We start from the raw sequence: 24,644 nt of genomic DNA, 5'->3' as shown, positions 1-24,644 counted from the left end.
GAGCCCATGATGATGAACGCAGCCGTGGCGAGCCCCCGGAACCGCCCCCGGGAGTACGAAGTGTCGGTGACCGACGTGCGCATGGAGACGCCCGACACGGCGACCCTGTCCCTGGACTTCGGCTCCGAGCGGCCCGAGTACCGCGCGGGCCAGTTCCTCAACGTCGACCCGCACCAGTTCCACCTGCTCGGGCGGTTCGCCGCGTTCCTCCAGGCGCACAAGGGGCGCAAGGAGCCCGCGCGCTCGTATTCGCTGGCCTCCGCACCGCATGAGCCGCTCGTGTCCATCACCGTGAAGAGCGAGGACTACGTTCCCGGCGCCACTCCCTATCCGCCCCTGCTCTCGCCCCATCTCGTCCATGGCGTCCGCACGGGCGCGCGCTTCCGCGTGCTCGGCTTCATGGGGCCCTACGTCCTGCCGGATGACGTGGAGGCGCACACGGACCACCTCGTCCATGTCGTCGCCGGCTCCGGCACGGTGCCCAACTTCTCCATCATCAAGGACGCCCTGCACCGGGGCCTCGGGCCACGCCACACCGTCCTCTGCTCCAACAAGGCCTGGAGCGACATCCTCTACCGCGACGCCTTCGAGGCGCTCGAGCGCGCGTACCCGGACAAGCTGCGCGTGGTGCACACCCTCACCCGTGAGACGGAGGCGTCGCGCTTCGGCCCCCGCGTGCGCCAGGGCCGCGTCAGCGAGGCCCTGCTGGAGGAGCTCATCCCGGACAAGGCCACGTGTCTCGTCTACGTGTGCGGCCCGGCCATCACCCCCTGGGAGCGGCGCAAGGCCCTGGAGACGGGCACGCCGGCCACTCCGCGCTTCATGGAGACGGTGCTCGGTCACCTCCGAGCCATCGGCGTCGAGGACAAGCGCATCAAGCGGGAGTCGTACGGGTAGGGCGGAGGCCGGGCGAGCGCGGCAGTCACAGGTCCGCCGGCGGCACACCTTCTCTGTGGACGACTCGAACCAGCAACCTCCTGGCGGGTGCCAGGCAAGACAGCGGAGAACCCTGATGCCGGTGACGCAGACCGCACACGACCTGGACACGGCCACTCCGAACGCGCGGGGTGTGCGGATGCCCGCGTCCCTGGATGAACACGGCACGCGGCTCATCTCCCGGATGCGGCTGGGAGGCCTGAGCTGGGACGACATCTCCCCCTGTCTGGAGAGCCTGCGGGAAGAGCGCTTCCTGGAGGAGCAGGACGCGTGGCACACGCGCTGGCGCGACCTCGGCCTCGAGTACGAGAGATGGGCCCGCACCCTGGGGGCGTTGGGCGATTTCCCCTCGCAACGGCAGCTGCTGCTGAAGGCCGCCGCCAGCCACCACTTCGCGGAGGTGCCCTTCTTCGACAATCCCGAGGCGAAGTTCATGAGCCGCCGGCGCGTGAGCCGGCTCTTCCTGGCCGCCAGTCAGGTCCTCCCGCACACCGTCCAGTCGCTGGGCATCCCCCATGGAGACAGCGTCCTGCCCGCGTACCTGCTGTCAGCGGGCACCGGGAAGCGCCGCCCCTGCGTCCTCCTGGTGAATGACGTCGGCTCGGCCAAGGAGGTCGAGCTGTACGCCCTGGCGCTCCAGTTCCTCGACCGGGGGCTCTCGGTGCTCCTGTTCGACGGGCCCGGCCAGGGGGAGGTGGCGGGGCTCCACGCCATGACCGTTCCGTTCGAGCACGTCATCGGCCAGGTGCTGGCCCGGGTGAGCGCGGTTCCCCAGGTGGATGCGCAGCGGCTCGGCATCTGCGGCCTCGGGCTTGGCGGCTACCTGGCGGCCCGGGCCGCGGCGCTCCACCCCGAGCAGCTCCGGGCCTGCGTCAGCATCTGCGGCGGGTACGACCATGACCACTACCCGCGCCTGCCCGAGCTGGTGCGCCAGGAGTTCCAATACGCCTTCTGCCAGTGCAGCCCCTCCGCCATGGCCCGGCTGGCCCGGGAGTCGCTCAACCTGAGAGGACTTCCGCGGCTGATGGCGCCCCTGCTCGCTGTCCAGGATGCGAGAGACACCGCTTCACCGCTCGTGGCCTGCCACCGGCTCCTCGAATGGGCCCGGGGTGACAAGCAGCTCATCTCCAGCCCGCTCGAAGAGCTCGCGCGCACGGGCATGGGGCAGTGGATGGCGGATGCCATTGCATAGCCCGGGAGACGCCGGGAGCGAGTGTGTCACGGGGGAGCGCAGCCGCGTTCCAGCGGCTGCGTCCCACCCCGCGCGTCAGTTCCCCCGGGCGGACGCGCCCATGAGCGCGCGGGCCTGCGTCACCAGCCGGACGAACTCGTTCCGCTCGGCGTCACCGGCGGCGGCGCCCTCGGCGAGCTTCTGCGCGGTGGCGAGGCTCCAGCTCTCGGCGGCCGGGTTGCCGCGGAGGATGTCCGCGGCGGACGCCACGGCCACGGCGAAGCGGAAGTCCGGCGACGCGGCCTCCAGCGACGGGCGCAGCAGGGCGCGCTGGAAGGGGAAGGCCTGCTCGGAGGCCTCGGTGCCGTTGGGCGCCTTGGCGCGCACGCGCACGGTGGCCAGGGCCTCCTTCGCGTCACCGGTCAGCTCCACCTCGTACACGGCGGTGACGTTGTGGCCGGCGCCAATCTCGCCCGCGTCCACCTTGTCGTTGCGGAAGTCGTTGTCCGCCACGTCGCGGTTCTCGTAGCCCAGCAGGCGGTAGCGGCGCACGGCCACCGGGTTGAACTCCACCTGGAGCTTCACGTCCTTGGCGATGACCTCGAGCGTGCCGGTGAGCTGCGTCTCGAAGACCTTCTTCGCCTCCTTGTAGCTGTCCACGTAGAAGCAGTTGCCGTTGCCCTTGTCCGCGAGCTTCTCCATCAGGTCGTCACGGTAGTTGCCCATGCCGAAGCCCACGGTGGTGAGGGTGACGCCCTCGGCCACGTACTTGTGGATGCTCTCCAGCATGGACTGCGCGCCCAGGTTGGGGCCGATGTTGGTGTCACCGTCGGTGAGGACGACGACGCGGGACACCACGTTGCCGGAGGCCTTCTTCACCGCGTGCTTGTAGGCCATCTCCATGCCCGAGCCCATGGCGGTGCCACCGCCGGACTGGAGCGAGTCGAGCGCGTTGTGGATGCGCTTCACGTCCGTGGCCGGCGTGGGCGGCAGCACGTCCCGCGTGGAGCCCGCGTAGGTGACGATGGCCACCGTGTCATTCTCGTTGAGGTTCTTGACGGCGATCTTGATGGCTTCCTTCGCGAGCGGCAGCCGGTCCTGCGAGTTCATCGAGCCGCTGGTGTCCACGAGGAAGACCAGGTGCGCGGTCTTGCGCTGCGAGCGCGAGAGGACCTTGCCCTGCACGCCCACGCGCACGAAGTGGCGCTTGGCGTCGAACGGCGAGGGCGCGCCCTCCAGGTGGACGGTGAAGGCGCCCGTCTCCGGCGGGGCGTAGCGGTACTTGAAGTAGTTGACGAACTCCTCCACGCGCACGGCGGAGGAGGGGGGCAGGGAGCCCTGGACGAGGTAGCGGCGCGCCACGGTGTACGACGCGGTGTCCACGTCCGCCGCGAAGGTGGACAGCGGGTCCTTCACGGTGTCGATGAAGAGGTTGGGCTTCCACGCCTCGAAGCTGTTGCCGGACTGGGCGGAGGCGGTGTCCGCCGCGTCCATGCCGTCCTTCAGGGCCTTCCGGTCCGCGAACGGCTGGGAGGGCATCTTCTTCGCGGGGGCCTCGCGGAGCGCCAGCGACGTAGAGGGCGGGGGCGGGGCCCCGGTCATGGGCTCGGCCAGGGCCACGCCCGCCGGACCGAGCGTTCCGCCCGCGACGGCACCGGACGCCATCACCCCCGCGGGCGCGGGCGCGGACGCGGTCCGGGCCTTCTCCTTCGGGGCCAGCGTCTTGGCGGTGTCGAATTCGCCTTCATCGGCATCGTCCTCGCGCCTGGCGGCCGACTCCGTCTGGGCCACCTGGCGGTCCGGCGTGGCCTGGACCTGCGCGGAGGGACGGTAGGCGGTGTCCACCTCGGCGCTGGCCTGGGGCGCCTGGCTCCTCATGCAGCCGGGCAGCGTGCAGGTGACGAGAAAGGCACTTCCCCACACGGACAGGCGGCGCTTCAGCGAGGTCGGCGTCATGCGGTCTCCAAGGACGACAAGTAGGTCGCCGGCTCGAAACGCGTGACCTGGGGAATGGGTTTATTCCCGTGAATTTTTCCCCGACCCGGGGCCCGGGACGGAGCGCCGTCCTTGTCTGGCCCCGTGGCGTTTGGCAGGGTGCCGGCCCATGCAGACCGCCAGGCCATTTCGCATCCTCGGAGTCCAGCAGATCGCCATCGGTGGGGCCGACAAGGGCCCGCTGCGCAAGCTCTGGGTGGACCTGTTGGGGTTGACGCCCCACGGCACCTACCGCAGCGAGCGGGAGAACGTGGACGAGGACATCGTCGTCGCGGGCGCCGGTCCCTTCAAGGTGGAGGTGGACCTGATGCAGCCCATCAACCCCGAGGGCAAGCCCCGGGTCCACGAGACACCGCTGAACCACGTGGGCCTGTGGGTGGACGACCTGCCCGGGGCGGTGAAGTGGCTGGAGGGGCAGGGGCTGCGCTTCGCCCCGGGTGGAATCCGCAAGGGCGCCGCCGGCTTCGACATCTGCTTCGTGCACCCCAAGGGCAATGACCAGTTCCCCTTCAGCGGCGAGGGCGTGCTGATCGAGTTGGTGCAGGCGCCCCCCGAGGTCATCGCCGCGTTCGACCAGCTGTCCGCTGGCGGGCACTGAGCCTGTCCTTCAGGACGAGGGGGCCCGCCGGGCCACACGGTCCCCCAGCCCGCGGAGCGCGGGCCGCACCACGCGCTCCACGCGGTCCGTCACGACGCAGAGCAGGAACGTCAGGAGGATGAGCGCGGCGAGCAGCAGCCAGAATTGCGGCCAGTCGCTCTTGTCTCCCCAGAAGCGCTGGAACGAGAAGACGCCGAAGGTCCGGTAGAACAGCAGCATCTCGTGGAAGAAGTACGCGGACAGCGACGAGGTGCCGAACACCTCGACGAAGCGCCGCAGCCGTGACGGCTGGCTGCCCGCGGGAACCCGGGCCTCCAGCCACATCAGCACGAGCAGCACGGTGCTCACCCACGCGAAGCGCACCGCCGAGTTCGACGGGTTCGACACGAAGAACCGGTGCGGCGGGTACAGGCTGTAGAGGAAGTCTCCGGCCATCATCCCCGCGAAGCCCAGCACGGCCAGCCCCACCAGCGCCTTCGCGAGCCCCGCGCGGCCCCAGGCCCCCGCCATCGTCCCCGCGAAGGCGCCGAGCCACGCGAAGCCCAGCCAGGGCAGCAGCGGGAAGGGCGCGAAGCTGGACTTGTTCGTCAGCGTGGCCCAGGGCCCCTGCACCAGCTCTCCGAGCGGCGCCACGGCGAACGTGGCCATGGCCAGCACGAAGGCCACCGCGCCCAGCACGCGCGGTCGCGAGGCCAGCAGCGCGGCCACCGGCAGCACGATGAGCAGGCACACGCCCACGCACTGGAGGATGTCCATGCGGAAGAGCCACACCGGCTCCTTCAGCAGCGGGAACCACGCCCAGTTGACCAGCGTGGCCACGGCGAGCACCTCGCCGGTGCGCCGGAGGTTGCGGCCCACACGCTCACGCAGGACGCCCCCGGCCGCGCTGCGCACCATCAGCAGCGCCGTCGCGAAGCCCGCGGAGAAGATGAACGCGGGCGCCACCAGCCCGTCCACCTTGAGCAGGCGGCCCACCCAGAGCGTCTTGCGCAGCTCCGGCGTGAGCAGGGCGAGCGCGTGGGTCTGGATCATGAACAGCACCGCGATGCCGCGCAGCCAGTCGATGGCGCGCACGCGGTCCTGGGAGACGGGGACGGGGCGGGCGTCATTCGACTTCAAGGTGCACCGCCCGACAAGGTGACGTCCAACGAGCCCGACCTCTTCTCGGGCGTTCTCACAGCCTCGAGCGTTGATACCTCGGGGAGCGGGCTGCCCGACGCGAGCGCCTTCGTGCGCACCGGAGCTGCCCCAGGAGCCGCTTCTGGAAGCGCTTCAATTGCTGCTCCGTCCGCTGCCGGGGAGTCCCCTGGCCGGATTCGCCAGGGGAGCGCTTCGGTTGGCGGTGGAGGACGGGCTTGCGTGCCGGAAGACAGCTGTGCCACCGGTGCCCCAGGAACTCCGCTCGTCTCCGTTGTGACTCCAGCATGCGTGCTCCCTCCGCGTAGCGCTCGAATCGACGCTATGTGAAGGGTAGACGCTGCGTCTGTCATGGTTCTGCCATGATTCCGCCATGCCCCGCAGGGCGATGTCGGTCAGCGAACCCAGGAAACATTGTTAATTGTGAACTTCGAGCCATCCTGTTTTTCCGCGTTTGTATACGGTGAGTACACACGCGTCGAGAATGTATTGGCGGCCGTGTCCACCTCGATGAGCCGTGTCGGGTTCGTCGAGGAGTCGTGGTAGGTCGTGAGAATCTGATAAATCTTGTTTCCCTGGACGCCAGTGATTTCGCTGTAGGCAGAGGTACCCACGTGTCCGGAGAAGATGAACCGCACGTTGGGGTACTGCTTGAGTGCGTTGTCGAACACGTACTGGGGGCTGTTGTTACCGTAGCCGCCGTTGCCCTGCTCGATGCCGCCGCTGCTCGTCTGGTGTGAGTGGGTGATGACGATGACGTTGTGGCGGGGATGCTGCGCCAGGACGGTTCTGGCCCAGTCGACCGCGCCCGTGCGTGCCCACAGCTCCAGGTTGAGCACGAGCCAGTTCAGGCCTCCCGCGGTGAACGTGTGATACGCGTTGTCGCACTTGCCCGGCTCGTACACGCCCGCGAGCGCCCTGAAACGCGTCACCGGGAAGTAGCTGTTGAACGTGGTGGTGTTGCGGAGGTTGGCATTCACGTTGCCAGGGCAGGCGCTGCCGCCGGGGCAGGTGGCCGCCGTGTCATGGTTGCCAATGGCGAGCGCGTACGGAATCCCGGCGGCGTCCAGCTTCTGGAGCGCGTTGCTGGCGCGCACGTACTGGATGTGGTCGGGCGTGTCCCAGTTCATCATGTCGCCCGTCTGCGTCACGAAGCGCAGGTCGAGCGCGGCCCGGTTGTCGACGAGCCACTGCATGCGGTGGTCGATGAGCGTGGAACTGCTCACCACCTCGTTCTGCGTGTCCGGGATGACGACGAAGGTGAAACTCGTGTCGACGGGCTGGGGGGAGGAGGGCGCGACGTAGAGCTTGATGCCCTCGTCCACCCAGCCGGCGGCGCCGAGGCTGCTGCGCTCGGCGGCGGTGATGGCGAAGCGGTGCTTGCGCAGCGTCGTGTGGGAGTAGCGGTACACCGGCACGAGGCACGGGTCCGCCGTCTTCGACGCGTAGAAGCCGATGCCCTCGTCGGTGGTGAAGCCGCCCGTGCTGACGAGGTCCGCCTTCTCGGCCGCGTCGATGGTCCAGAAGTGCTCGCCCCGGCTGGGGCTGTAGATGCGGTACACGGGCGACAGGCCGGTGCCCGTGGCCGAGGCGGCCCGGAAGGCCACCCCGCGGTCGTCGGTGTAGCCGTACGTCGTCGCGGCGTTGGCCGCCTCGTTGGCGTTGAGCGTGTAGAGGCTGTCACCCGTGCTCGGACGGATGCGGTGGTACACGGGGGCGCTCAGCGCGGCGCAGTCCAGCGCCGACCCGACTGACGAGACTTCGGGCGTCTCCACGGGGGCGCCGCCACACGCGGAGAGCCAGCCAGCCAGGGCCACGGTTGCGATGATGCTCAGGTGCCTCAAGGTGTCTCCTCACAAGGATGGGTCGACCCGAACCGCCGGTGTCCTGGCGGCTCTAGCCGATTTCGCCGGTTAAGGCGGTATTCCTTGAGTCGGATACCATCGAGGATGTGGTCATGAAAGACCCACCCGCGAAACTGTTCGCTGTCGGACGCGAGGCTCAGCGCGCGGCGGCGCTCTTGAGGGACGCGAGGTCGATGACGAAGCGGTAGCGCACGTCGCTCTTGAGCATGCGCTCGTAGGCCTCGTTGATCTTCTGGATGGGGATGATCTCGATGTCGGAGACGATCTGGTGCTGGGCGCAGTAGTCCAGCATCTCCTGCGTCTCGGCGATGCCGCCAATCATGGAGCCGGCCAGCTTCTTGTTGCCGCCGATGAGGGCGAACGCGGCGACGGGGGCCGGCTCGGGCGGGACACCGACGAGCACCATGGCTCCCTTGGGGCGCAGCATGGACAGGTACTGGTTGTAGTCGTGCGGGGCGGAGATGGTGTCGATGATGAGGTCGAAGTGGCCCTTGAGCTTCTTGAAGGTGCCTTCCTCCTTCGTCACCTCGAAGCCCTGCGCGCCGAGCCGGCGGGCGTCGGCCTCCTTCGAGCGCGACGTGCTGAGCACCGTCACCACGGCGCCCATGGACGCGGCGAGCTTCACGGCCATGTGGCCGAGCCCCCCCAGGCCGACGACGCCCACGCGGTCACCCTTCTTGCAGTTCCACTGACGCAGGGGTGAGTAGGTGGTGATGCCGGCGCACAGCAGCGGCGCGGCGGCGGCGGGGTCCAGGCCCTCGGGGACCTTCAGGGTGAAGCGCTCGGCTACGACAAGCTGCGTCGCGTAGCCACCTTGGGTCGGCGTCTTCCGGTCCATCAGCGTGCCGTTGTAGGTGACGGCGGGGCCCTTCTCGCAGAACTGCTCCAGGTCCTCGCGGCAGGGCTGGCAGTCGCGGCACGAGTCCACCAGGCAGCCGACGCCCGCCATGTCGCCCACCTTGAGCTTCTTGACGTTGGCGCCGACCTGGCGGACGCGGCCGACGATTTCGTGGCCGGGCACCATGGGGAAGATGGAGCCGCCCCACTCGTCGCGGGCCTGGTGGATGTCGGAGTGGCAGACGCCGCAGTAGAGGATGTCGATGAGCACGTCATCGGGACCGGGGTCTCGCTGCTCGAACGAGTACGGCGCCAGCGGCTGTCCAGCGGCGGCGGCGGCATAGGCATGGGTCTTCAGCATGGGGACTTCCTCGGGGTGGTGGGAACGGGTTCGTTGACGGCTATGTGATATGCGCGCCGCGAAGGCCATCCGAAACTGGCAGGATTCGCATGGGTCGTTTAGGAATTCTTCACGATGGCCTATACGCCCCTGAATGCCCTGAATGCGTTCCTCGAGGTCGCTCGCCGGCGCAGCTTCACCGCCGCCGCGGTGGAGCTCGGAGTCTCCGCGTCGGCGCTGAGCCAGTCCGTTCGCCAGCTGGAGGAGCGCCTGGGCGTCGCCCTGCTTACCCGGACCTCTCGTAGCGTGGCGCTGACGGACGCGGGGCGCCGGCTGCTGGAGAACGCGGGGCCAGGGGTGGACCAGGCGCTCGAGGCGCTGAAGACGGCCTCGGCCCGGCCGGGAGAAGTCACGGGCAGGGTGCGGCTCTCGGTGCCGTCCATCGCGGTGCCGTTCATCCTCAAGCCCCTGTTGCCCCGGTTGCTGGCGCGTCACCCGAAGATGGACGTGGAGGTCAACGTCCAGAACCGCTTCGTGGACATCGTGGCGGAGGGGCTCGATGCGGGCATCCGCCTGGACGAGTCCATCGAGCGGGACATGGTCCAGGTCCGGCTGTACGGAGCGTCCCGGTTCGTCGTGGTCGCATCCCCCGCGTACCTGGAACGGAAGGGGACTCCGGAGACGCCGAAGGACCTGCTGACGCACGACTGCATCTGCATCCGCTCGGAGACGACGGGAGGGCACTATCAGTGGGAGCTGGAGCGCGGGAAGCAGAGCTGGCGCATCCCGGTGCGCGGGCCGATTGCCACCAACAACCTGGAGCTGATGCTCGACATGGCCGAGGCGGGCATGGGACTCGCCTACATGTTCGAGCCGCTCCTGGAGGCCGAGCTGCGGCGAGGCGCCCTGCGTGTGGTCCTCGAGCCCTACGCGGCCCATGTGTCGGGCCTCTTCCTGTACTTCCCCAGCCGGGCCCAGGTGTCACCCGCGCTCAGGGCCTTCGTGGATGGGGCACGGGAGGACGCGGCCCAGCGGCTGGCCGCGGAGCGACACGCCCCTGGCGCGAGCCCGCGGCCGTCGCGAAAGCGGTGAGGCAAGGCCCCTCCCTCGCGTGAGGAGGGAGGGGTGTGCGGCCCCTCGGCGGGACTACCAGGAGATGCCGTCGAGGTACGCCGTGCCGGTCCAGCTCCCGCTGGTGGTGAACTCCACGCCCAGCTGGAACAGCGGCGTGGTGCTCGCGGACGGCAGCGTCAGCGTCACGGTGTTCCAGGCATTGGTCGTCAGGCTGGCGATGCCGGTCCACTTCCCGGTGTAGCGCCAGCCGCCCGCCGCTCCTTCCAGCGCGAAGGGCTGGATGGCGGTGATGCGGCTGCCCGAGGGAATCCACACGCGGAACGTGACGATGGAGCCGCGAGGGACGGACGCATTGGTGACCACCGCCACGCCGGTGCCGGACGTGCCACTGAAGGGCACCGCGAGCGAGCGCGTTCCCGAATAGGCGCGCGTCGTGGTGGAGCTCACCGGCTTGAGCTGGCCCCCCGAAGCGGCCCACTGCTCCGTGCCGGACTCGAAGCCGTAGCCGCGCGTCGTGCCGCCCCCGGTGCCCGCGTCGGTGCCCCCCGTGCCCGCGTCCGTGCCGCCGGTGCCGGCGTCCCCTCGGGTGCCCGCGTCGGTACTGCCCGTGCCACCGTCCCGGGTGCCCGCATCCGTGCCGCCGCCGGTGCCACCGTCGCGAGTGCCGGCGTCCGTGCCACCGGTTCCGCCGTCAGGAGTGCCCGCGTCGGTCCCCCCGGTGCCGGCGTCCGTTCCGCCCGGAGTGCCACCATCCGTTCCGCTGCCCGGCAGGGGCAGGGTGGTGCCCACGCCGGGAAGCGTCAGGCCACCGGCCGTCAGGAAGCTGCCGGCGCGGCCGCGGATGTACAGCGTCCCGTTCGTGGCCTGGTCGTTCTGGTACGAGCTCTGTCCGCCCGCGCCCGCGCCGAAGAGCAGGGCGATGACACCCGAGTTGGCGAACTTCCTCCGGTGCAGATCCCCCAGCGTCCCGAAGAAGTACTCCGTCCGGTTGTCGCGGTAGCCCGCGCGCGCCGAGCCGTCGTTGTTGATGTTGCGGTGGTTGGAGTTGCCGAGCGGAATCTGCCACAGCACCCAGCGCTTGCCGGTGGACGCGTTGAACAACCGCAGCCACTCCGCGTAGCGGTTGAAGGAGCGCGAGGAGATGGAGGCGAGGTCGCTCGCGTCCCACCAGACATCCTGCCCGCGCGTCAGCTTGTAGAAGTCCGCGTCGCGGTCGAGCGGGTCTCCGACGAGCACGTCATAGGTGGCGCCGGTGGTGTTGGCCGCCAGGCCCATCGGCTTGAGGAAGTTGACGACCTTGTCCACCTCGGGCTGGAGCGGGTCCGTCACCGAGCAGCAGGAGATGTCCTTGCCGCTGGCCCACGCGGACACGTGGATGCCGAGGATGACGTTGTTCGCGCCCACCGCCTTGCGCATCTGGAGGAACGCCTGGCCCCAGCCCGCGACGGTGTTGGGGAGGCTCGCCAGCTCGGGCAGGCCGGTGGCCGCCACCGCGGCGTACGCGTTGGGATTCGAGTTCGTCTGGAACTGGAGCAGGCCGAACGCATCCGGCTCGACGAGCACGAGCACGGGCTTGCCGTGCTCCTTCGCGCGCTGCATCAGCAGCTTCACGTCGCTGAAGTAGCTGCGCATGGTGGCGGCGTTCTGCACCTTGGCGAGCGACTCGCCCTCACCCCCGCCGGGCTCGGAGAAGAGCTGATAGAAGACGGGGGCCGCGATGTAGCCCTGGGTGAACGACTCCTGCATGAACGTCGCGCCCCAGGCGCCGTCGTACGAGCCCCAGCCCCAGTTATCCACCCAGCCCTTGGTGAAGTACCGGTAGCGCACGTCCCAGGGCACGCCGCTGTCGCGCATCCAGTTCTGCCCGGCCTCCTCGAAGAGGCCGATGAGCAGCCGGTTGGGGAGACCCGTGGGAACGGGCCCCTTCACGCCCGTTGTGGATTGCGCGAGCGCCGGAGCGGAGGCGACGGCAACGAGGGTCAGCAGCGCCGTGAGGGCGCGTCGGAAGTTCGTTCTCATGGCACCCTGCATTACAAACGGCGGGTGCATCGCACGCCGCCCGCTGGGGCAGGTGCCGACATTCCAACCGCCCCGCCTCCCCCATGAGCCCGCGTCCGAACACCTGCTCGTGACGAAGCAGGGCGGGCGGACATTCACTCGCCCGCGAGGACGTTCACTGGCAAGCGACCGCAAGGAGCGCCGCGCACCCACGCTCGCGCTTCCAGGTCCAATGGGGCCCCCAAGGTCGTGGACCGTCGGGGCCCCGGTCCTGGTGCGGCTCAGCGGCAGTAGGGGCAGGCCGGGATGCCCGGGCTGTCTGCCCTCAGCTGCGCGTAGATACGACAGTTGTCGTCCCGCTCCTGCGTGCGGCCCTGGCAGCCGTAGTTGTAGGCGGCCTGGCAGAAGACGGAGGACTGCGGGTCCGCCGTCGGCCCCGAGTAGGGGCTGTCGCAGGCCCCCGACGTGCCGCCGCACTCGGAGACGTCGTCGGACAGCTCCGAGTAGGAGCAGATGCTCTCTTCGCCGTAGGCGGAGCAGGTGCTGTCGGAGGGGCACCACTTGCAGGAGCTGGAGATGTACTCGCTCGCGCAGCCGGCGCAGGTGGACAGCTGCGCGCAGACGTCCTCCTCCTCCAGGCAGGACGAGACACCGAGGCACAACACGAGCAGCGCGAGCAGGGGGATGTGACGGGACATGGGAATTCCGAATCGAGGGTGAGCCCTCGAGTGTCGGGCGTCCACTCCCTCCGATCAATGAATTCGAACAGCGCCAGGAAGTGACGAAGGCCGGCTCAGATGCCGGGGCAGGCGAGACCCGGCTCGGGGGCGTCGACGTCCTGGTGCTTCAGCAGGCACCGCAGGGCTTCCGGGTCCGCGGTGTCCGTCACGTACGCACGACGCCACAGCATCGCGGCCACGCGGTTCGGCAGCAGCGGGTCCTGAGCCACCAGCGCGCGGCGGACGCCGTTGGAGCCCGTCGCCACCGAGGCCGCCGCGGCCTCGAGCTTCGCCACCTCGTCCGGGCAGCCCTCCGGACAGTTGTAGAGGAACACGGCGTGCCCGTGCTCCAGGTTGTGGAGGTAGAGGCAGCGGGAGATGGGCTCCGTGTAGACGCCACAGCGCGCCACGCTGCCGCAGTGGAAGCCGGAGCGCGGCGGGTTCTCCGCCGGGAGGTCCCCGGAGCCGCACGCGCTGCTGCTGCACGAGGCGACGTGGTTCGCCGCGGTCTGCGCGGACAGGGGGAAGTCGAACTGCTCGCAGCCCGGGGACGTCGGCTCCGGCTCGGGCTCCGTGGAGTCGCAGGCGGAGAGGGAGAGGAGGGCGGCGAGGGCGGGGACGAGGAGGCGCGGACGGAGCATCACGCCTCCGTCATACCGCATCAGCCGGGGAAGGCGCCCCGGCGTTCCACATCGAACGTGCGCAGCCCGCGGAAGCCCGCCGCGTCGGCGAAGCGGATGAAGTCCTCCTGCGGCAGGCTGCCGCCCGTGGCGCGCGCGTGGCCGTGGGCGAACTCCTCGCCCATGGGGGGCAGATTCAGCCCCTTCAGGAAGGCAATCAGGTCCACGGGCGCACGGCTGCGCATGGCGAAGTTGACCCGGCCCGGCAGGTAGCCCGCGTTGGCGGCGATGACGATGTGCTCGGGCAGCCGCTGCGCCCATCGCACGGCCACCAGCGGGTGCACCTGCGCCTCCGAGCTGAACAGCAGCAGCGCCACGTTGCCCGCGAAGCGCGGCGGCGTCTTCGCGCACCGGGCCACCTCGCGCTGTACCTCCAGCCGGCAGTCGTGCAGCACGTCCACGCCGGGCACGCGCCCCTCGGCGATGTCCGCCGCGCTCCCGGCGCGCAGCAGCACCTCCAGCGCCAGCGGGGCGGCGAACCGCGACGAGCGCCGGGCCGCGTTCAGCAGCGCCACCGACTCCATCACCGCCTTGCGCCCCGCGCGCTTGAGCGCGTCCTTGAGATGCGGCATCGGCGCCGTCGCCCCCAGGTCCGCCACCGTGCCCAGCACCGCCAGCCACTCCAGGGGCCCGGGCACCACCAGCGGAGACACCAGCACGTACGTCAGCAGGCTGCTGTTGGCGACGGGCTCATGTCCGTGCGCGCTCAGCACGTGCGCTCCAGGCGGGAAGGCGTCGGACACGTGGTGGTCCACCACGAGCGTGGGCATCTCGGGAACGATGGTCGCCCCGCGGCTGCCCATGTCGAGCACCACCAGCGCGTCGTACGCGCCCGTGCGTAGCCGCTCCTGGAAGGCGGGCGAGTGGGCGTGCTCTCCCTTGCCGGGCACGCGTGCCAGCGGGCGGGCGCCTACCGCCTCCAGCGCGCGCAGTGCCAGCACGCCGGAGGTGAGGCCATCCACGTCCGTGTGCGGCGCCACCAGCACGCGCCGCCCCGCCTGTTCGCGCAGGAAGAGGCGGGCGTCCTCCACCTCCTCCTGGGGGGCGGGCCAGAGCGGGTCATGCGTGTGTCCCAGCAGCATGGAGGGAAGCTGTAACGCGGCGTGGGCGGGGGGGAGGGTGGAGCCGGAGTGCTCGCACGCTGCCCGGCCGGGCCCTCGCGCGATGTCGGCCTCCTGTGAGACGGCCACGGCCATGCCGAATCTCAAGAGCACCATGGAAGGCCCCACGACGTATCGACTTGGCTATGTGGCCAACTGCCTGACGCTCGGCGTGGGCGCCAGCCACACGTGCCGCCTCGCCGGTGCCACCCCGCAGCGACTGGAGGCGCTCACCGCGCAGAACCTGGAGGAGCTGGAGCAGATCCTCCTCTTCAACGAGGCGCGCGGCATCGAGGTGTTCCGCATCGGCTCGTCGCTGGTGCCCTTCGCCTCGCACAAGGTGAACACGCTTCCGTGGTGGAAGACCTTCGCGAAGACGTTCGACCACCTGGCTCGCATCGCCCGGCGCTCGAACCAGCGGCTTTCCCTGCACCCGTCCCCCGCGGGCGCATCGCTGTCCTCCCGCCACCCGCACGTGCGCGAGGCCGCGCTCGCGGAGCTGCGCTACGGCGCCCGCGTGCTGGACCTGCTGGAGGCGGGGCCCGAGTCGCGCGTGGTGCTGCATGTCGGTGGCGCCGCACCCTCGCGAGAAGAGGCGCTGGTCGCCGCGCACCGCTTCCTGGACGAGATGCCGGAGGACCTGCGCAACCGCATCACCGTGGAGCACGACGACAAAGTGTGGAGCGCGCGCGAGGTGCTGCCGCTGGCGCGCGAGCACGGCATCCCCATGGTGGGTGACAACCTGCACAACGCGGTGCTGCCGTCCGCGCCGGAGCTGCCCTTGAAGGACCTGGTGCGCGAGGCCGCCGCCACGTGGACGGCGTTGGACCTGCGCCCCAAGTTCCACCTCGCCAGCCAGAAGCCGGACGGGCGGCCCGGGGCGCACTCGGACTTCGTGGACCCGGCGGACTTCCGCGCCATGGTGTCCGCGCTGGTGGGCCCCGCGGACTTCATGCTGGAGGCGAAGGAGAAGGACCGCGCCCTTTTCGCGCTGCGTCAGCTCGGCGTGAAGCGCCAGCCGGCGCGAGGGCAGGGCGCGACGGCTCCCTGACGTCGCACCACTTTTCGGGGTGTCATCGGGCGGCGGTTCTTCTACGGTCCGCCCCCATGACCCGGAAAACCTCCCTGCACCCCCTGCTGCGCACGGCCCTCGCCGTGGCGCTGCCCGCCTTCCTGGGCTGTGCCCAGGACTCGCAAGTGACGCGTGAGAGCCCGGCCACCGGCGAGTCCGCGCCCCAGGCCGCCACCGCACAGCCGGCCGCCACGTCCCAGGCCACGCCCGACGAGGCAAAGCAGTTCGCCGAGAAGGTCAACGCGGACCTGAAGCGCCTGTGGACGAAGCAGGCCACCGCCGAGTGGATCAAGAACACGTACATCACCGACGACACCGAGCGGAACGCCGCCACCATCAACGAAGAGGTGCTGGCGTACGTCAACGGCGCCATCAAGGGCGCGCGCCGCTTCGAGGGCGTGCAGATGGACGCGGACTCCGCGCGCATGCTGCACCTGCTCAGGGTGTCCCAGGCCCTGCCCGCGCCGTCGGACGCGGAGAAGCGCGCGGAGCTGGCCGCCATCGCCGCGAAGCTCGAGGGCATGTACGGCAAGGGCAAGTACTGCGGCAAGGACGGCAAGGGGACGTGCCGCGACCTGGAGGTGCTGTCCGAGGTCATCGCCGAGAGCCGCAACTACGACGAGCTGCTGGACGCGTGGCAGGGCTGGCACGGCATCTCCCGCCCCATGCGCCCGCTGTACGAGCGCCTGGTGTCCATCTCCAACGAGGGCGCGAAGGACATCGGCTTCAACGACCTGGGCACGCTCTGGCGCTCGTCGTACGACATGCCGCCCGCCGAGTTCGAGAAGGAGGCCCAGCGTCTGTGGGGCCAGGTGAAGCCCCTCTACGACGAGCTGCACTGCTACGTGCGCGGCCGCCTCGCGAAGCAGTACGGCGAGGGCAAGGTGCCCGCCGGCAAGGCCATTCCCGCGCACCTGCTCGGCAACATGTGGGCGCAGGAGTGGAACAACATCTACCCGCTGGTGGAGCCCTTCCCCGGCCAGGCCAGCCTGGACGTGGACGCCGAGCTGAAGAAGCAGGGCTATGACCCGATGCGCATGGTGAAGCTGGGTGAGAAGTTCTTCACCTCCATGGGCCTCAAGGAGCTGCCGCAGACCTTCTTCGAGCGCTCGCAGTTCACCAAGCCGCGAGACCGCGAGGTCGTCTGCCACGCCAGCGCGTGGGACGTGACGTACGAGAACGACCTGCGCATCAAGATGTGCATCAAGCCCACCGAGCAGGACCTCATCACCATCCACCACGAGCTGGGCCACAACTACTACTACACGTACTACTACAAGCTCCCGGTGCTCTATCAGGCCGGCGCCAACGACGGCTTCCACGAGGCCATTGGCGACGCGCTCACGCTGAGCATCACCCCCGCGTACCTCCAGCAGGTCGGCCTGCTGAAGTCGGTGCCGAAGAACGACAAGAACCTCATCAACCTCCAGCTCAAGGACGCGCTGGAGAAGGTGGCCTTCCTGCCGTTCGGCCTGCTCGTGGACCAGTGGCGCTGGGAGGTGTTCTCCGGCCGCATCCAGCCGGCGGACTACAACAAGTCCTGGTGGGCGCTGCGTGAGAAGTACCAGGGCGTGGCCGCGCCGGTGGCGCGCACCGAGGAGGACTTCGACCCGGGCGCGAAGTACCACGTGCCCGCCAACGTCCCGTACACGCGCTACTTCCTCGCGCGCATCCTCCAGTTCCAGTTCCACAAGTCGATGTGCGAGGCGGCCGGCTACAAGGGCCCGCTGCACGAGTGCTCCGTCTACGGGAACAAGGAGGCCGGCAAGCGGCTCCAGGCCATGCTGGAGCTGGGCGCCAGCAAGCCGTGGCCGGACGCGCTCCAGGCCATGACGGGCACGCGGCAGATGGATGCCACCGCGCTGCTGGACTACTTCAGCCCGCTGCGCACCTGGCTCCAGACGCAGAACAAGGGCCAGAAGTGCGGCTGGTAGCCCGTTGCCGGGTGGACTCGCCCGGGGCCCGCGCTTAGATTGCGCGGGTCCTGACGGGTTCACTCCGCAGGACCGGACGACGGATACCCGCGTCCGTGACGAAAGAAGAGAAGAGAGCGAATGGCTACCGGTACCGTGAAGTGGTTCAACGATGCGAAGGGTTTCGGCTTCATCACCCAGGACGGCGGTGGTGAGGACGTGTTCTGCCACCACACCGCCATCAACATGGATGGCTTCCGCACCCTCCAGGAGGGGCAGAAGGTGGAGTTCGAGGTCGGCCGCGGCCCCAAGGGCCTGCAGGCGCAGAACGTTCGCGCGGCCTGAGCCAAGCGTCGTTCGAACGACTTCCTGATGCATCATGGGGGTCCGGCCCGCCGAGGGTCGGGCCCTTCGTGTTTCTGGAGCTTCCCAACGTGTCCTCTCCCCTGAAGCCCCGGGCCTCTCGCGCCCGCCTGCTGCCCCTGCTGGCCATGCTCGGCTGTTCCACCCCGCGGCCCGTGCCGGATGCTCCCGCCGTGCAGCCGCCACCTCCGGCGACTCCCGCCGCGTCATCCCAGGAGCCCGCGATGAAGCCGCCCTCGTTCGCCGCCGCCGCGCTGAAGGCGGAGTTGCTCGCCAAGCACGGCGAGGCGCAGCGCGCGCGCATCGAGCGCGGCGTGGACCAGGTGCTGGCGCTGTGGCGCGAGGAGGACGGGGACGCGGCGGCCTTCATCCGCGAGCAGTTCCTGTCCGACGCGAAGACGCTGGACGCCACCTTCGCGCGGCTGGAGCGCCTGTTCGAGCAGCTCGACGGCCACATGAACGAATTGGGCCGCGAGCTGCAGTGGTACTCGGACCTGGACCTGGGGCCGCTGCTGCCGGTGGAGCCGCTGCTGGCCTCGTATGACCCGTCCGCCAACGTCACCTCGGACCTGTTCCGCTCGAAGGTGGGCTTCGTGGTGCTGCTCAACTTCCCGCTCACCACGCTGGCCGAGCGCGTGGAGCAGGGCTCGAAGTGGACGCGGCGGCAGTGGGCGGAGTCGAGGCTGGCGTCGCGCTTCAACCGGCGGGTGCCGGCGGAAATCGAGAAGGAGTCGTCGCGAGCCATCGCCGCGGCCGGCCTCTACATCGCCGAGTACAACATCTGGATGCACCACCTGGTGGATGCGCAGGGGAACCGGCCCTTCCCGAAGGGGCTGCGGCTCATCAGTCACTGGAACCTGCGCGACGAGCTGAAGGGCGACTACGCGGACCCGAACGCGCTGGTGAAGCAGCGGATGATCCTCCAGGTGATGGAGCGCATCGTCACGCAGACGATTCCCGCGGCCGTCATCGACAACCCGAGGCTGGACTGGGACCCCGTCACCAACGCGGTGACGGTGGCGCCGCCGCAGACGGTGGAGGAGGACGCGCCCGCGCGCGAGGCGAAGCCGGACACGGCCCCGGAGCCGAACACGCGCTATGCGCACCTGCTGGGGATATTCCAGGCGGGGCGCAAGGCGGACCCGTACTCGCCGGTGGCGCCCACGCGGATTGCGCGCAGCTTCGAGCTGATGCGCGAGATTCCGGAGGAGCGCGTGAAGGCGCTGCTCACGCAGGTGCTGGAGTCACCGGTGGTGCCGCGCGTGGCGAAGGAAATCGAGGCGCGGCTGGGACGGAAGCTGGGCCCCCAGGATTTGTGGTACCCGGGCTTCAAGCCGGGCGGGAAGCGGCCGGAGTCGGAGCTGGATGCGCTGACGCGCAAGCGCTACCCCACGGCGGCGGCTTTCGCTAGGGACATGCCGCGCATCCTCCAGGGACTGGGCTTCACGCGGGAGAAGGCGGCCTGGCTGGCGGCGCGCATCCAGGTGGACGCGTCGCGCGGGGCGGGCCATGCGCAGCAGGCGCTGCGGCGGGGCGACTTCCCGCGCCTGCGCACCCGCGTGGAGAAGGGGGGCATGAACTACAAGGGCTACAACATCGCGGTGCACGAGCTCGGGCACAACGTGGAGCAGGTGTTCAGCCTCTACTCGGTGGACCACACGCTGCTCACGGGCGTGCCCAACAGCGCCTTCACGGAGGCGCTCGCCTTCGTCTTCCAGGCGCGTGATTTGGAGCTGCTGGGCCTGGGGAAGCCGGACGCCGCGGCCGAGCGTGAGCGCGTGCTGAATGACTTCTGGCAGACGTGGGAGATTGCCGGCGTGGCGCTGGTGGACATGGCCGTGTGGCACTGGATGTACGCGCACCCGGACGCGAAGCCCGCGGAGCTGCGCGACGCGGTGGTGGCCATCTCCCGCGACGTGTGGAACCGCTACTACGCGCCGGTGCTGGGCGCGGAGGGCACGGCGCTCCTGGGCATCTACAGCCACATGATCAGCTACCCGCTCTACCTGCCGGACTATCCGCTGGGGCACCTCATCGCGTTCCAGATCGAGGAGCACCTGCGCGGCAAGGGCGCGCTGGGCGCGGAGTTCGAGCGGATGGCCACGCACGGCGCGGTGACGCCGGACCAGTGGATGATTCACGCCACGGGCGCGCCGGTGAGCGCGGATGCGCTCCTGCACGCCACCGAGGCCGCGCTGAAGCAGTAGGAGGACGCCCGGGCTCCGGTTCGAATCCGGAGCCCGGCGTGGCCGCTACTGCTTCGAGGTGTCGCCGGGGATGTCCACCAGCTCCACGTCGAAGACGAGCACGGCGTTGGGCGGGATGCGCGAGCCCGAAGGCGGGCGCTCCCCGTAGGCCGTGTCTCCGGGGCAGGTGAGCTTCGCCTTGCCGCCCACCTTCATCTTCGCGACGCCCTGGGTCCAGCAGGGGATGACGCCGTTGAGGGGGAACTCCACGGGGATGCCGCGCTTGGCCGAGCCGTCGAAGACGGTGCCATCCAGCAGCCGGCCCTCGTAGTGGACCTTCACGGTGTCGGTGGGACGCGGGCTGCGGCCGGTGCCGGCCTGCGTCTCGCGGTAGATGACGCCGGAGGGGAGCTTCACGGCCCCGGGCTCCCGCGCGGCGCGCACCAGCATGGCGGCGCTGGCCTGCGCCTGCCGGGTCTTCGCGAGCGCCTGAATCTTCGGCGCGTACTCCTTCGGGTCCACGGGGGCCGCGGTGCCGGCGACGCTGTCGGCGATGCCGCGCTGGAGGATCTGCACCTCCTCGGGCGTCAGCGCGAAGAAGGAGAGGTCCTTCCCCACGGAGACACCGAGGGCATAGATGGTCTTCGCGTCCTCGGACTGGAGCTCGGGCGCGGCGCCCGGAGCCGGAGCCGCGGTCGGAGCCGGCGTGGCCGGGGGCGTCTTGGCCGCGGGCTTGGAGGTCTGCGCGTGGGCCACGGGGGCGCCGAGCGCCAGCACCAGGGACGCCATCCACATCGATCGCATGCTTTTGCCTTTCATGGGAACCGGGGAACTATAGGGGCACGCAATACAACGCGAAGAATGCAGCGAGGAAGCACAGACGGCGCATGCTCTGCGGCCCGGTCTGCTGAGAGCCGGTCGTTTTCTTGCGAGTTCATCGCGCGCCTCTACTGTGAATCCAGGTTGCTTCACCCCCGAAGCGGCCTGTTGCACTACCGGAGGCGACGGAGCGATGAGCGACAAGCGAAAGGCCCGGCGGGCGCCCCTCGACATCTACCTCAACAAGTACATGGGTGGCGTGCCGTACATGTCGCGGGCCGCGGACATCAGCCAGGAGGGCGTGAGCCTCGCCCGGCTGCTCGAGCCGCAGCACGAGGCGAAGCGCGTCGGTCTCCAGTTCCAGCTCCCCGGCTCGGAGGAGATCATCTACGCCGAGGGTGAAGTGGTGCGTGAGTGGGTGGAGGCGGCTTCCGCGAAGCGCGAGCGCTCGGGCGTCCGCTTCACGCTCCTCACCGAGCGCCACCGGAAGATGATCGACGCCTACGTGGACCGACACGGCAACGAGAACTGACGCGCCGCGGTGCGCCCGGAGGCGTGCCTTGACTTCGTTGGAAGCGGGCCCTTTCAATGGTGGATCATTCTGTCCTGTGTCTACCCGCGAAGTCGGGTGAGGACTGGAGGATTTCCCGTGAGGCGTTCGCTGTGGGGGATGTTGCTGGCCGTGCCGCTGACGGCACTGGGCCAGGGCAAGGAAGCGAAGGCCCCGTCACCGGCCGCCGCGGCTGAAGTCGCACGGCCCATGAGTCCCGGCGTCAACTGGGAGGGGCAGGTCCTGCGGGCCACCGGAGCTGGAGCACCGGACCTGAAGGCGGCCAACCCGGCGCAGGCGCGGCTGGGGGCGGAGCGGGCCGCGAAGATGGACGCGCTGCGCAACCTCCTCGAGCAGGCGCGCGGCATCCAGCTCAGCGCCGGCCGCACCGTCGGGGACGAGATGTCCCGCGAAGAGGTGCGCGGCCGCGTGGAGGGTGCCATCCGCGGCTACAAGGTCGTGGCCAAGCGGTACTTCTCGGACAGCGGCGTGGAGGTGGACGTGGAGGTGCCGCTCGCGGCCATCACCGCGTCGCTGGTGACGCCCGCGCCGGACACGGCCATCGCGCTGAACGCCGAGGGCGCGAAGAAGTACACGGGCCTGGTGGTGGACGCGCGGGGCCTGGGCGTGAAGCCCATGCTGGCGCCCCGGCTGCTGGATGGCTCCGGCAAGGCGCTCTACGGGGCGGCGGCGCTCTCCGACGAGAGCCGCGCCACCTCGGGCGTGGCGGCCTGGTTCGACAGCCTCGACGCGGCGAAGAAGGCCACGCTCGTGGGCGAGAAGCCCCTGGTGGTGAAGGCCACGGGGATGAAGGGCTCGGACCTGGTGCTCGCCTCGGACGACGCGAAGGCGCTGGCCGAGGTCAACACGCGCTTCCTGGCCGAGGGCCGGGTCGTCATCGTCACCCAGTAGCGCTCTTCGAGAGGCCGGCCATGTCCCTGAAGCTGACCGCGCTGTCCCTGCTGCTGGCGTCGGTGGCCCTCGCCGCCGCGGCGCCGCCCGCCACCGTCACGAAGGAGGTGACGGGCGAGGCCGCCATCGTCGACGGCAACAAGGACAAGGCCTTCGCCGAGGCAAAGAGCGCCGCCCTGCGCGAGGCGGTGGAGCAGGTGGCCGGGGTGCTGGTGTCCTCGGACACGCTCACGGCCAACAGCCAGCTCGTGAGCGACCGCATCTTCACCCGGAGCGCCGGCTACGTGCGCACGCACGAGGTGCTGGAGCGCAAGGAGGAGGGTGGGGTGGCGAAGGTGAAGGTCCGCGCGGAGGTGGGCACGGCCCAGCTCGACAAGGACCTCCAGGCGGTGGCGGCGCTGATCCGCCGCATGGCCAACAACCGGTTGCTCATCGTCCTGCACGAGCAGGCCGTCAGCCCCGACAAGGTCATCATCAGCAGCGGCGTGCTGTCGCAGGTGCTCAGCGACACGTTCCAGAAGGACGGCTGGCGCATCATCGACCCCGCCTTCGCGGCCGGGAAGCTGGAGGTGGCGTCCGGCGTCGCGCTGACCACGCCCGACACGAAGCTCATCCAGCAGCTGACGGCGGCGGACTACATCATCTACGGCAAGGCGACGTTCCAGCAGCAGAAGATGACGCAGGGCCAGGGCGCGGCGCTGTCGGGCTACGAGCACTACTACGCGGTGACGGGCGAGTGGGAGCTGGCGGTGTTCGCCACGGACTCGGGGACGCAGATTGCCCGGCTGGCGGACAAGTTCGACAGCGGCTTCGAGGGGCGCGGCACGAAGGTGAGCCCGCTCGTGTCGTACCAGCACACGGCGACGGAGATTGCGCAGTACCGCGGGAAGAAGGTCGTCGCGAGCGTGCGGCAGGCGGTGGTGGACTACCTCTCCCAGGCGGAGCAGAACGGCACCGTCGTGGCGATGACGGTGCAGGGCCTGGCGGACTTCAAGGCGGTCAAGGCCTTCAAGGACGTGCTGACCCGGACCGTCACCGGCGTCAGCGACGTGAAGCAGGGCAACTTCCAGAACGGGCAGATCCGCTTCGACCTGCGCTACCTGGGCAGCACGGAGGCGCTGGCCGAGGCGATGGGCGAGGCGGCCTTCCATCAGAAGCTCACGACGGCGCTCGGCGGCAAGCCCGCGACGAAGGCCAGCGTGACGGGCGTGACGAGCAACACCGTCGAGCTGACGCTGGCGCATTGATGCGAGGCGCCTGGTTGGCAGCGGCGGCGGTGGCGTGCGGGTGTGCGGGGCCCAAGGAGCCGGACTCCGTGGCCAGGGCGCGCGAGCTGATGGCGGGCGCGGAGACGCCGAGCGGGAATCTGGCGCTGCGCTGCGAGCCGGTGGACGCGGAGGTGTACCTGGACGGCGTCCTGCAGGGGCTGTGCAGCGACTTCACGGGGGCTCCGAGGTCGCTCCGGGTGGGCGCGGGGCTGCACCACATCGAGGTGAAGAAGCAGGGTTTCTGGCCGTACACGACGTACTACGAGCCCAGCGGGGCCCGGGCGCGGCTGACCATCCAGCTGCGCACCGCGGTGGCCCCTGGCGGAGGTGCTCCGTGACGCGACGGGACAGGTGGTTTCCGAAGGCGCTGGTGGCGGCGGTGCTGCTGTGTCTTCCGGGGCTGGCCGCGGCGGCCGTGGGCCGCGTGGTGACGGTGGAGGGCACGGCGTGGCGCACGCCGGAGGGCGCGGAGCGCAAGCCGCTCAAGTCGGGTGCGGAAGTCGAACAGAAGGACACGCTGGACGTGGACCTGAAGTCGGGCGTGAAGCTGGAGCTCAACGACGGCAGCGTGCTGATGCTGAGCGCGGGCAGCCAGCTGGTCATCACCGAGGCGGAGTTCTCCGGCCAGGAGCGCAAGAGCTTCTCGGGCTACCTCAAGCTGGGCAAGGTGTGGGCGGAGGTGAAGAAGGCGCTGTCCGGCTCGGAGGCGAAGTTCGAGGTGAAGACGGACCGGGCGGTGGCGGGCGTGCGCGGCACGGTGCTGCGCGTGGACGCGGCCCCGCCGCTCGTCGCCGGCGCGCTGTCGCCCACCACCGTGGTGCAGGTGTACACCGGGGTGGTGCAGGTGACGGCCCGCGTGCCGAAGGCCCGGGCCTCCGCGGACGCGGGAACTCCGGACGGCGGGCGCACGCAGATCTCCGGTCCCCACGAAGTCACCGTGGAGGAGTGGGAGGATGTCGTCCGCGAGCTGCAGAAGAACCGGCAGATCGTGGTGGGCGAGCAGGTAGGCGCCGTGTCGCCATTCGACCCGAAGAAGGTCAATGATGCGTTCGCCACTTTCGTGAAGCGCAATCGCGGCTTGAAGAAGCCGTAGCCCGGACCAGAAGAGGAG

The 24,644-nt window shown here is 69.8% G+C and carries 22 protein-coding genes; 13 read left to right on the top strand and 9 right to left on the bottom strand.

All coding sequences use genetic code 11. From position 1 onward, the window contains the following. The first annotated feature begins 12 nt into the window (after nt 1–12). Both ACX9TP_RS25710 and ACX9TP_RS25705 read left to right on the top strand, forming a co-directional pair. On the top strand, nt 13–897 hold the full coding sequence (locus tag ACX9TP_RS25710) for a ferredoxin reductase domain-containing protein (protein ID WP_482982223.1): 885 nt from the start codon (nt 13–15) through the stop codon (nt 895–897). A 115-nt stretch (nt 898–1,012) separates the two neighbouring features. Next, a complete protein-coding gene (locus ACX9TP_RS25705; protein WP_482973250.1) occupies nt 1,013–2,128 on the top strand; it encodes an alpha/beta hydrolase family protein in 1,116 nt (371 codons plus the stop codon). Between the two features lie 75 nt (nt 2,129–2,203). On the opposite strand, the gene ACX9TP_RS25700 is transcribed toward ACX9TP_RS25705, so the two are convergent. After that, nucleotides 2,204–4,063, bottom strand: coding sequence for a vWA domain-containing protein (locus ACX9TP_RS25700; protein ID WP_482973249.1), 1,860 nt, complete (start codon nt 4,061–4,063; stop codon nt 2,204–2,206). A 148-nt stretch (nt 4,064–4,211) separates the two neighbouring features. Here ACX9TP_RS25700 and ACX9TP_RS25695 point away from each other — a divergent pair, with 148 nt between their 5' ends. Further along, complete coding sequence (locus tag ACX9TP_RS25695; RefSeq protein WP_164002335.1) at nt 4,212–4,700, top strand: VOC family protein; 489 nt, start codon at nt 4,212–4,214, stop codon at nt 4,698–4,700. A 9-nt stretch (nt 4,701–4,709) separates the two neighbouring features. Here ACX9TP_RS25695 and ACX9TP_RS25690 read toward each other — a convergent pair whose 3' ends face one another. From ACX9TP_RS25690 to ACX9TP_RS25680, 3 genes are all read right to left on the bottom strand, one after another. Beyond that, nucleotides 4,710–5,819: a heparan-alpha-glucosaminide N-acetyltransferase domain-containing protein gene (locus tag ACX9TP_RS25690; RefSeq protein ID WP_482973248.1), complete on the bottom strand. Its 1,110-nt coding sequence runs from the start codon at nt 5,817–5,819 to the stop codon at nt 4,710–4,712. Nucleotides 5,820–6,232: 413 nt separating this feature from the next. Next, the gene (locus ACX9TP_RS25685; protein ID WP_482973247.1) at nt 6,233–7,612 is read right to left on the bottom strand and encodes a metallophosphoesterase; all 1,380 of its coding nucleotides are present in this window, start codon (nt 7,610–7,612) and stop codon (nt 6,233–6,235) included. A gap of 226 nt (nt 7,613–7,838) precedes the next feature. Then, entirely contained in the window at nt 7,839–8,900 is a 1,062-nt protein-coding gene (locus tag ACX9TP_RS25680; protein WP_482973246.1) for an NAD(P)-dependent alcohol dehydrogenase, read from the bottom strand. Nucleotides 8,901–9,014: 114 nt separating this feature from the next. On the opposite strand from ACX9TP_RS25680, the gene ACX9TP_RS25675 reads away from it, so the two are divergent. Then, nucleotides 9,015–9,971, top strand: coding sequence for a LysR family transcriptional regulator (locus ACX9TP_RS25675; RefSeq protein WP_482973245.1), 957 nt, complete (start codon nt 9,015–9,017; stop codon nt 9,969–9,971). A gap of 54 nt (nt 9,972–10,025) precedes the next feature. On the opposite strand, the gene ACX9TP_RS25670 is transcribed toward ACX9TP_RS25675, so the two are convergent. From ACX9TP_RS25670 to ACX9TP_RS25655, 4 genes are all read right to left on the bottom strand, one after another. Then, a complete protein-coding gene (locus tag ACX9TP_RS25670) occupies nt 10,026–11,972 on the bottom strand; it encodes a carbohydrate binding domain-containing protein (RefSeq protein WP_482973244.1) in 1,947 nt (648 codons plus the stop codon). A gap of 260 nt (nt 11,973–12,232) precedes the next feature. Next, nucleotides 12,233–12,649, bottom strand: coding sequence for a hypothetical protein (locus tag ACX9TP_RS25665; RefSeq protein WP_482973243.1), 417 nt, complete (start codon nt 12,647–12,649; stop codon nt 12,233–12,235). Between the two features lie 95 nt (nt 12,650–12,744). After that, nucleotides 12,745–13,311 carry a DUF3105 domain-containing protein gene (locus ACX9TP_RS25660; protein ID WP_482973242.1) on the bottom strand — a complete coding sequence of 189 codons (567 nt, stop codon included), beginning with the start codon at nt 13,309–13,311 and terminating at the stop codon, nt 12,745–12,747. Between the two features lie 20 nt (nt 13,312–13,331). After that, nucleotides 13,332–14,432, bottom strand: coding sequence for a DHH family phosphoesterase (locus ACX9TP_RS25655; RefSeq protein WP_482973241.1), 1,101 nt, complete (start codon nt 14,430–14,432; stop codon nt 13,332–13,334). A gap of 112 nt (nt 14,433–14,544) precedes the next feature. Between ACX9TP_RS25655 and uvsE the strand changes: the two genes are divergently transcribed. The 4 genes from uvsE (at nt 14,545) to ACX9TP_RS25635 (ending at nt 20,005) form a co-directional block, all read left to right on the top strand. Beyond that, entirely contained in the window at nt 14,545–15,501 is a 957-nt protein-coding gene (gene uvsE / locus ACX9TP_RS25650) for a UV DNA damage repair endonuclease UvsE (RefSeq protein WP_482973240.1), read from the top strand. Between the two features lie 56 nt (nt 15,502–15,557). Next, on the top strand, nt 15,558–17,456 hold the full coding sequence (locus ACX9TP_RS25645; RefSeq protein WP_482973239.1) for a M2 family metallopeptidase: 1,899 nt from the start codon (nt 15,558–15,560) through the stop codon (nt 17,454–17,456). Between the two features lie 120 nt (nt 17,457–17,576). Next, nucleotides 17,577–17,780, top strand: a complete 204-nt coding sequence (locus tag ACX9TP_RS25640) for a cold-shock protein (protein ID WP_482973238.1) — start codon at nt 17,577–17,579, stop codon at nt 17,778–17,780. Nucleotides 17,781–18,022: 242 nt separating this feature from the next. Beyond that, on the top strand, nt 18,023–20,005 hold the full coding sequence (locus ACX9TP_RS25635) for a hypothetical protein (RefSeq protein ID WP_482973237.1): 1,983 nt from the start codon (nt 18,023–18,025) through the stop codon (nt 20,003–20,005). Nucleotides 20,006–20,050: 45 nt separating this feature from the next. Here the strand turns inward: ACX9TP_RS25635 and ACX9TP_RS25630 are convergent, their stop codons facing one another. Then, nucleotides 20,051–20,788, bottom strand: coding sequence for an FKBP-type peptidyl-prolyl cis-trans isomerase (locus tag ACX9TP_RS25630; protein WP_482973236.1), 738 nt, complete (start codon nt 20,786–20,788; stop codon nt 20,051–20,053). 208 nt (nt 20,789–20,996) lie between these two features. On the opposite strand from ACX9TP_RS25630, the gene ACX9TP_RS25625 reads away from it, so the two are divergent. The 5 genes from ACX9TP_RS25625 to ACX9TP_RS25605 all read left to right on the top strand — a co-directional run bounded on the left by ACX9TP_RS25625 (nt 20,997) and on the right by ACX9TP_RS25605 (nt 24,626). Continuing rightward, nucleotides 20,997–21,335, top strand: coding sequence for a PilZ domain-containing protein (locus ACX9TP_RS25625; RefSeq protein ID WP_164002325.1), 339 nt, complete (start codon nt 20,997–20,999; stop codon nt 21,333–21,335). 117 nt (nt 21,336–21,452) lie between these two features. Then, nucleotides 21,453–22,265: an LPP20 family lipoprotein gene (locus tag ACX9TP_RS25620; protein ID WP_482973235.1), complete on the top strand. Its 813-nt coding sequence runs from the start codon at nt 21,453–21,455 to the stop codon at nt 22,263–22,265. A 20-nt stretch (nt 22,266–22,285) separates the two neighbouring features. Beyond that, nucleotides 22,286–23,512, top strand: coding sequence for a flagellar assembly protein T N-terminal domain-containing protein (locus tag ACX9TP_RS25615; protein WP_482973234.1), 1,227 nt, complete (start codon nt 22,286–22,288; stop codon nt 23,510–23,512). Between the two features lie 68 nt (nt 23,513–23,580). Further along, nucleotides 23,581–23,871, top strand: a complete 291-nt coding sequence (locus tag ACX9TP_RS25610; protein WP_482973233.1) for a PEGA domain-containing protein — start codon at nt 23,581–23,583, stop codon at nt 23,869–23,871. Beyond that, the gene (locus tag ACX9TP_RS25605) at nt 23,868–24,626 is read left to right on the top strand and encodes a FecR family protein (protein ID WP_482973232.1); all 759 of its coding nucleotides are present in this window, start codon (nt 23,868–23,870) and stop codon (nt 24,624–24,626) included. The genes ACX9TP_RS25610 and ACX9TP_RS25605 overlap by 4 nt, the downstream gene beginning before the upstream one ends. The last annotated feature ends 18 nt before the right edge of the window (nt 24,627–24,644 follow it).

This window comes from Pyxidicoccus sp. M15, from assembly GCF_056858435.1.
Note: the sequence above shows the minus strand (reverse complement) of the source record. Positions and strands in the feature narration are given on the sequence as shown.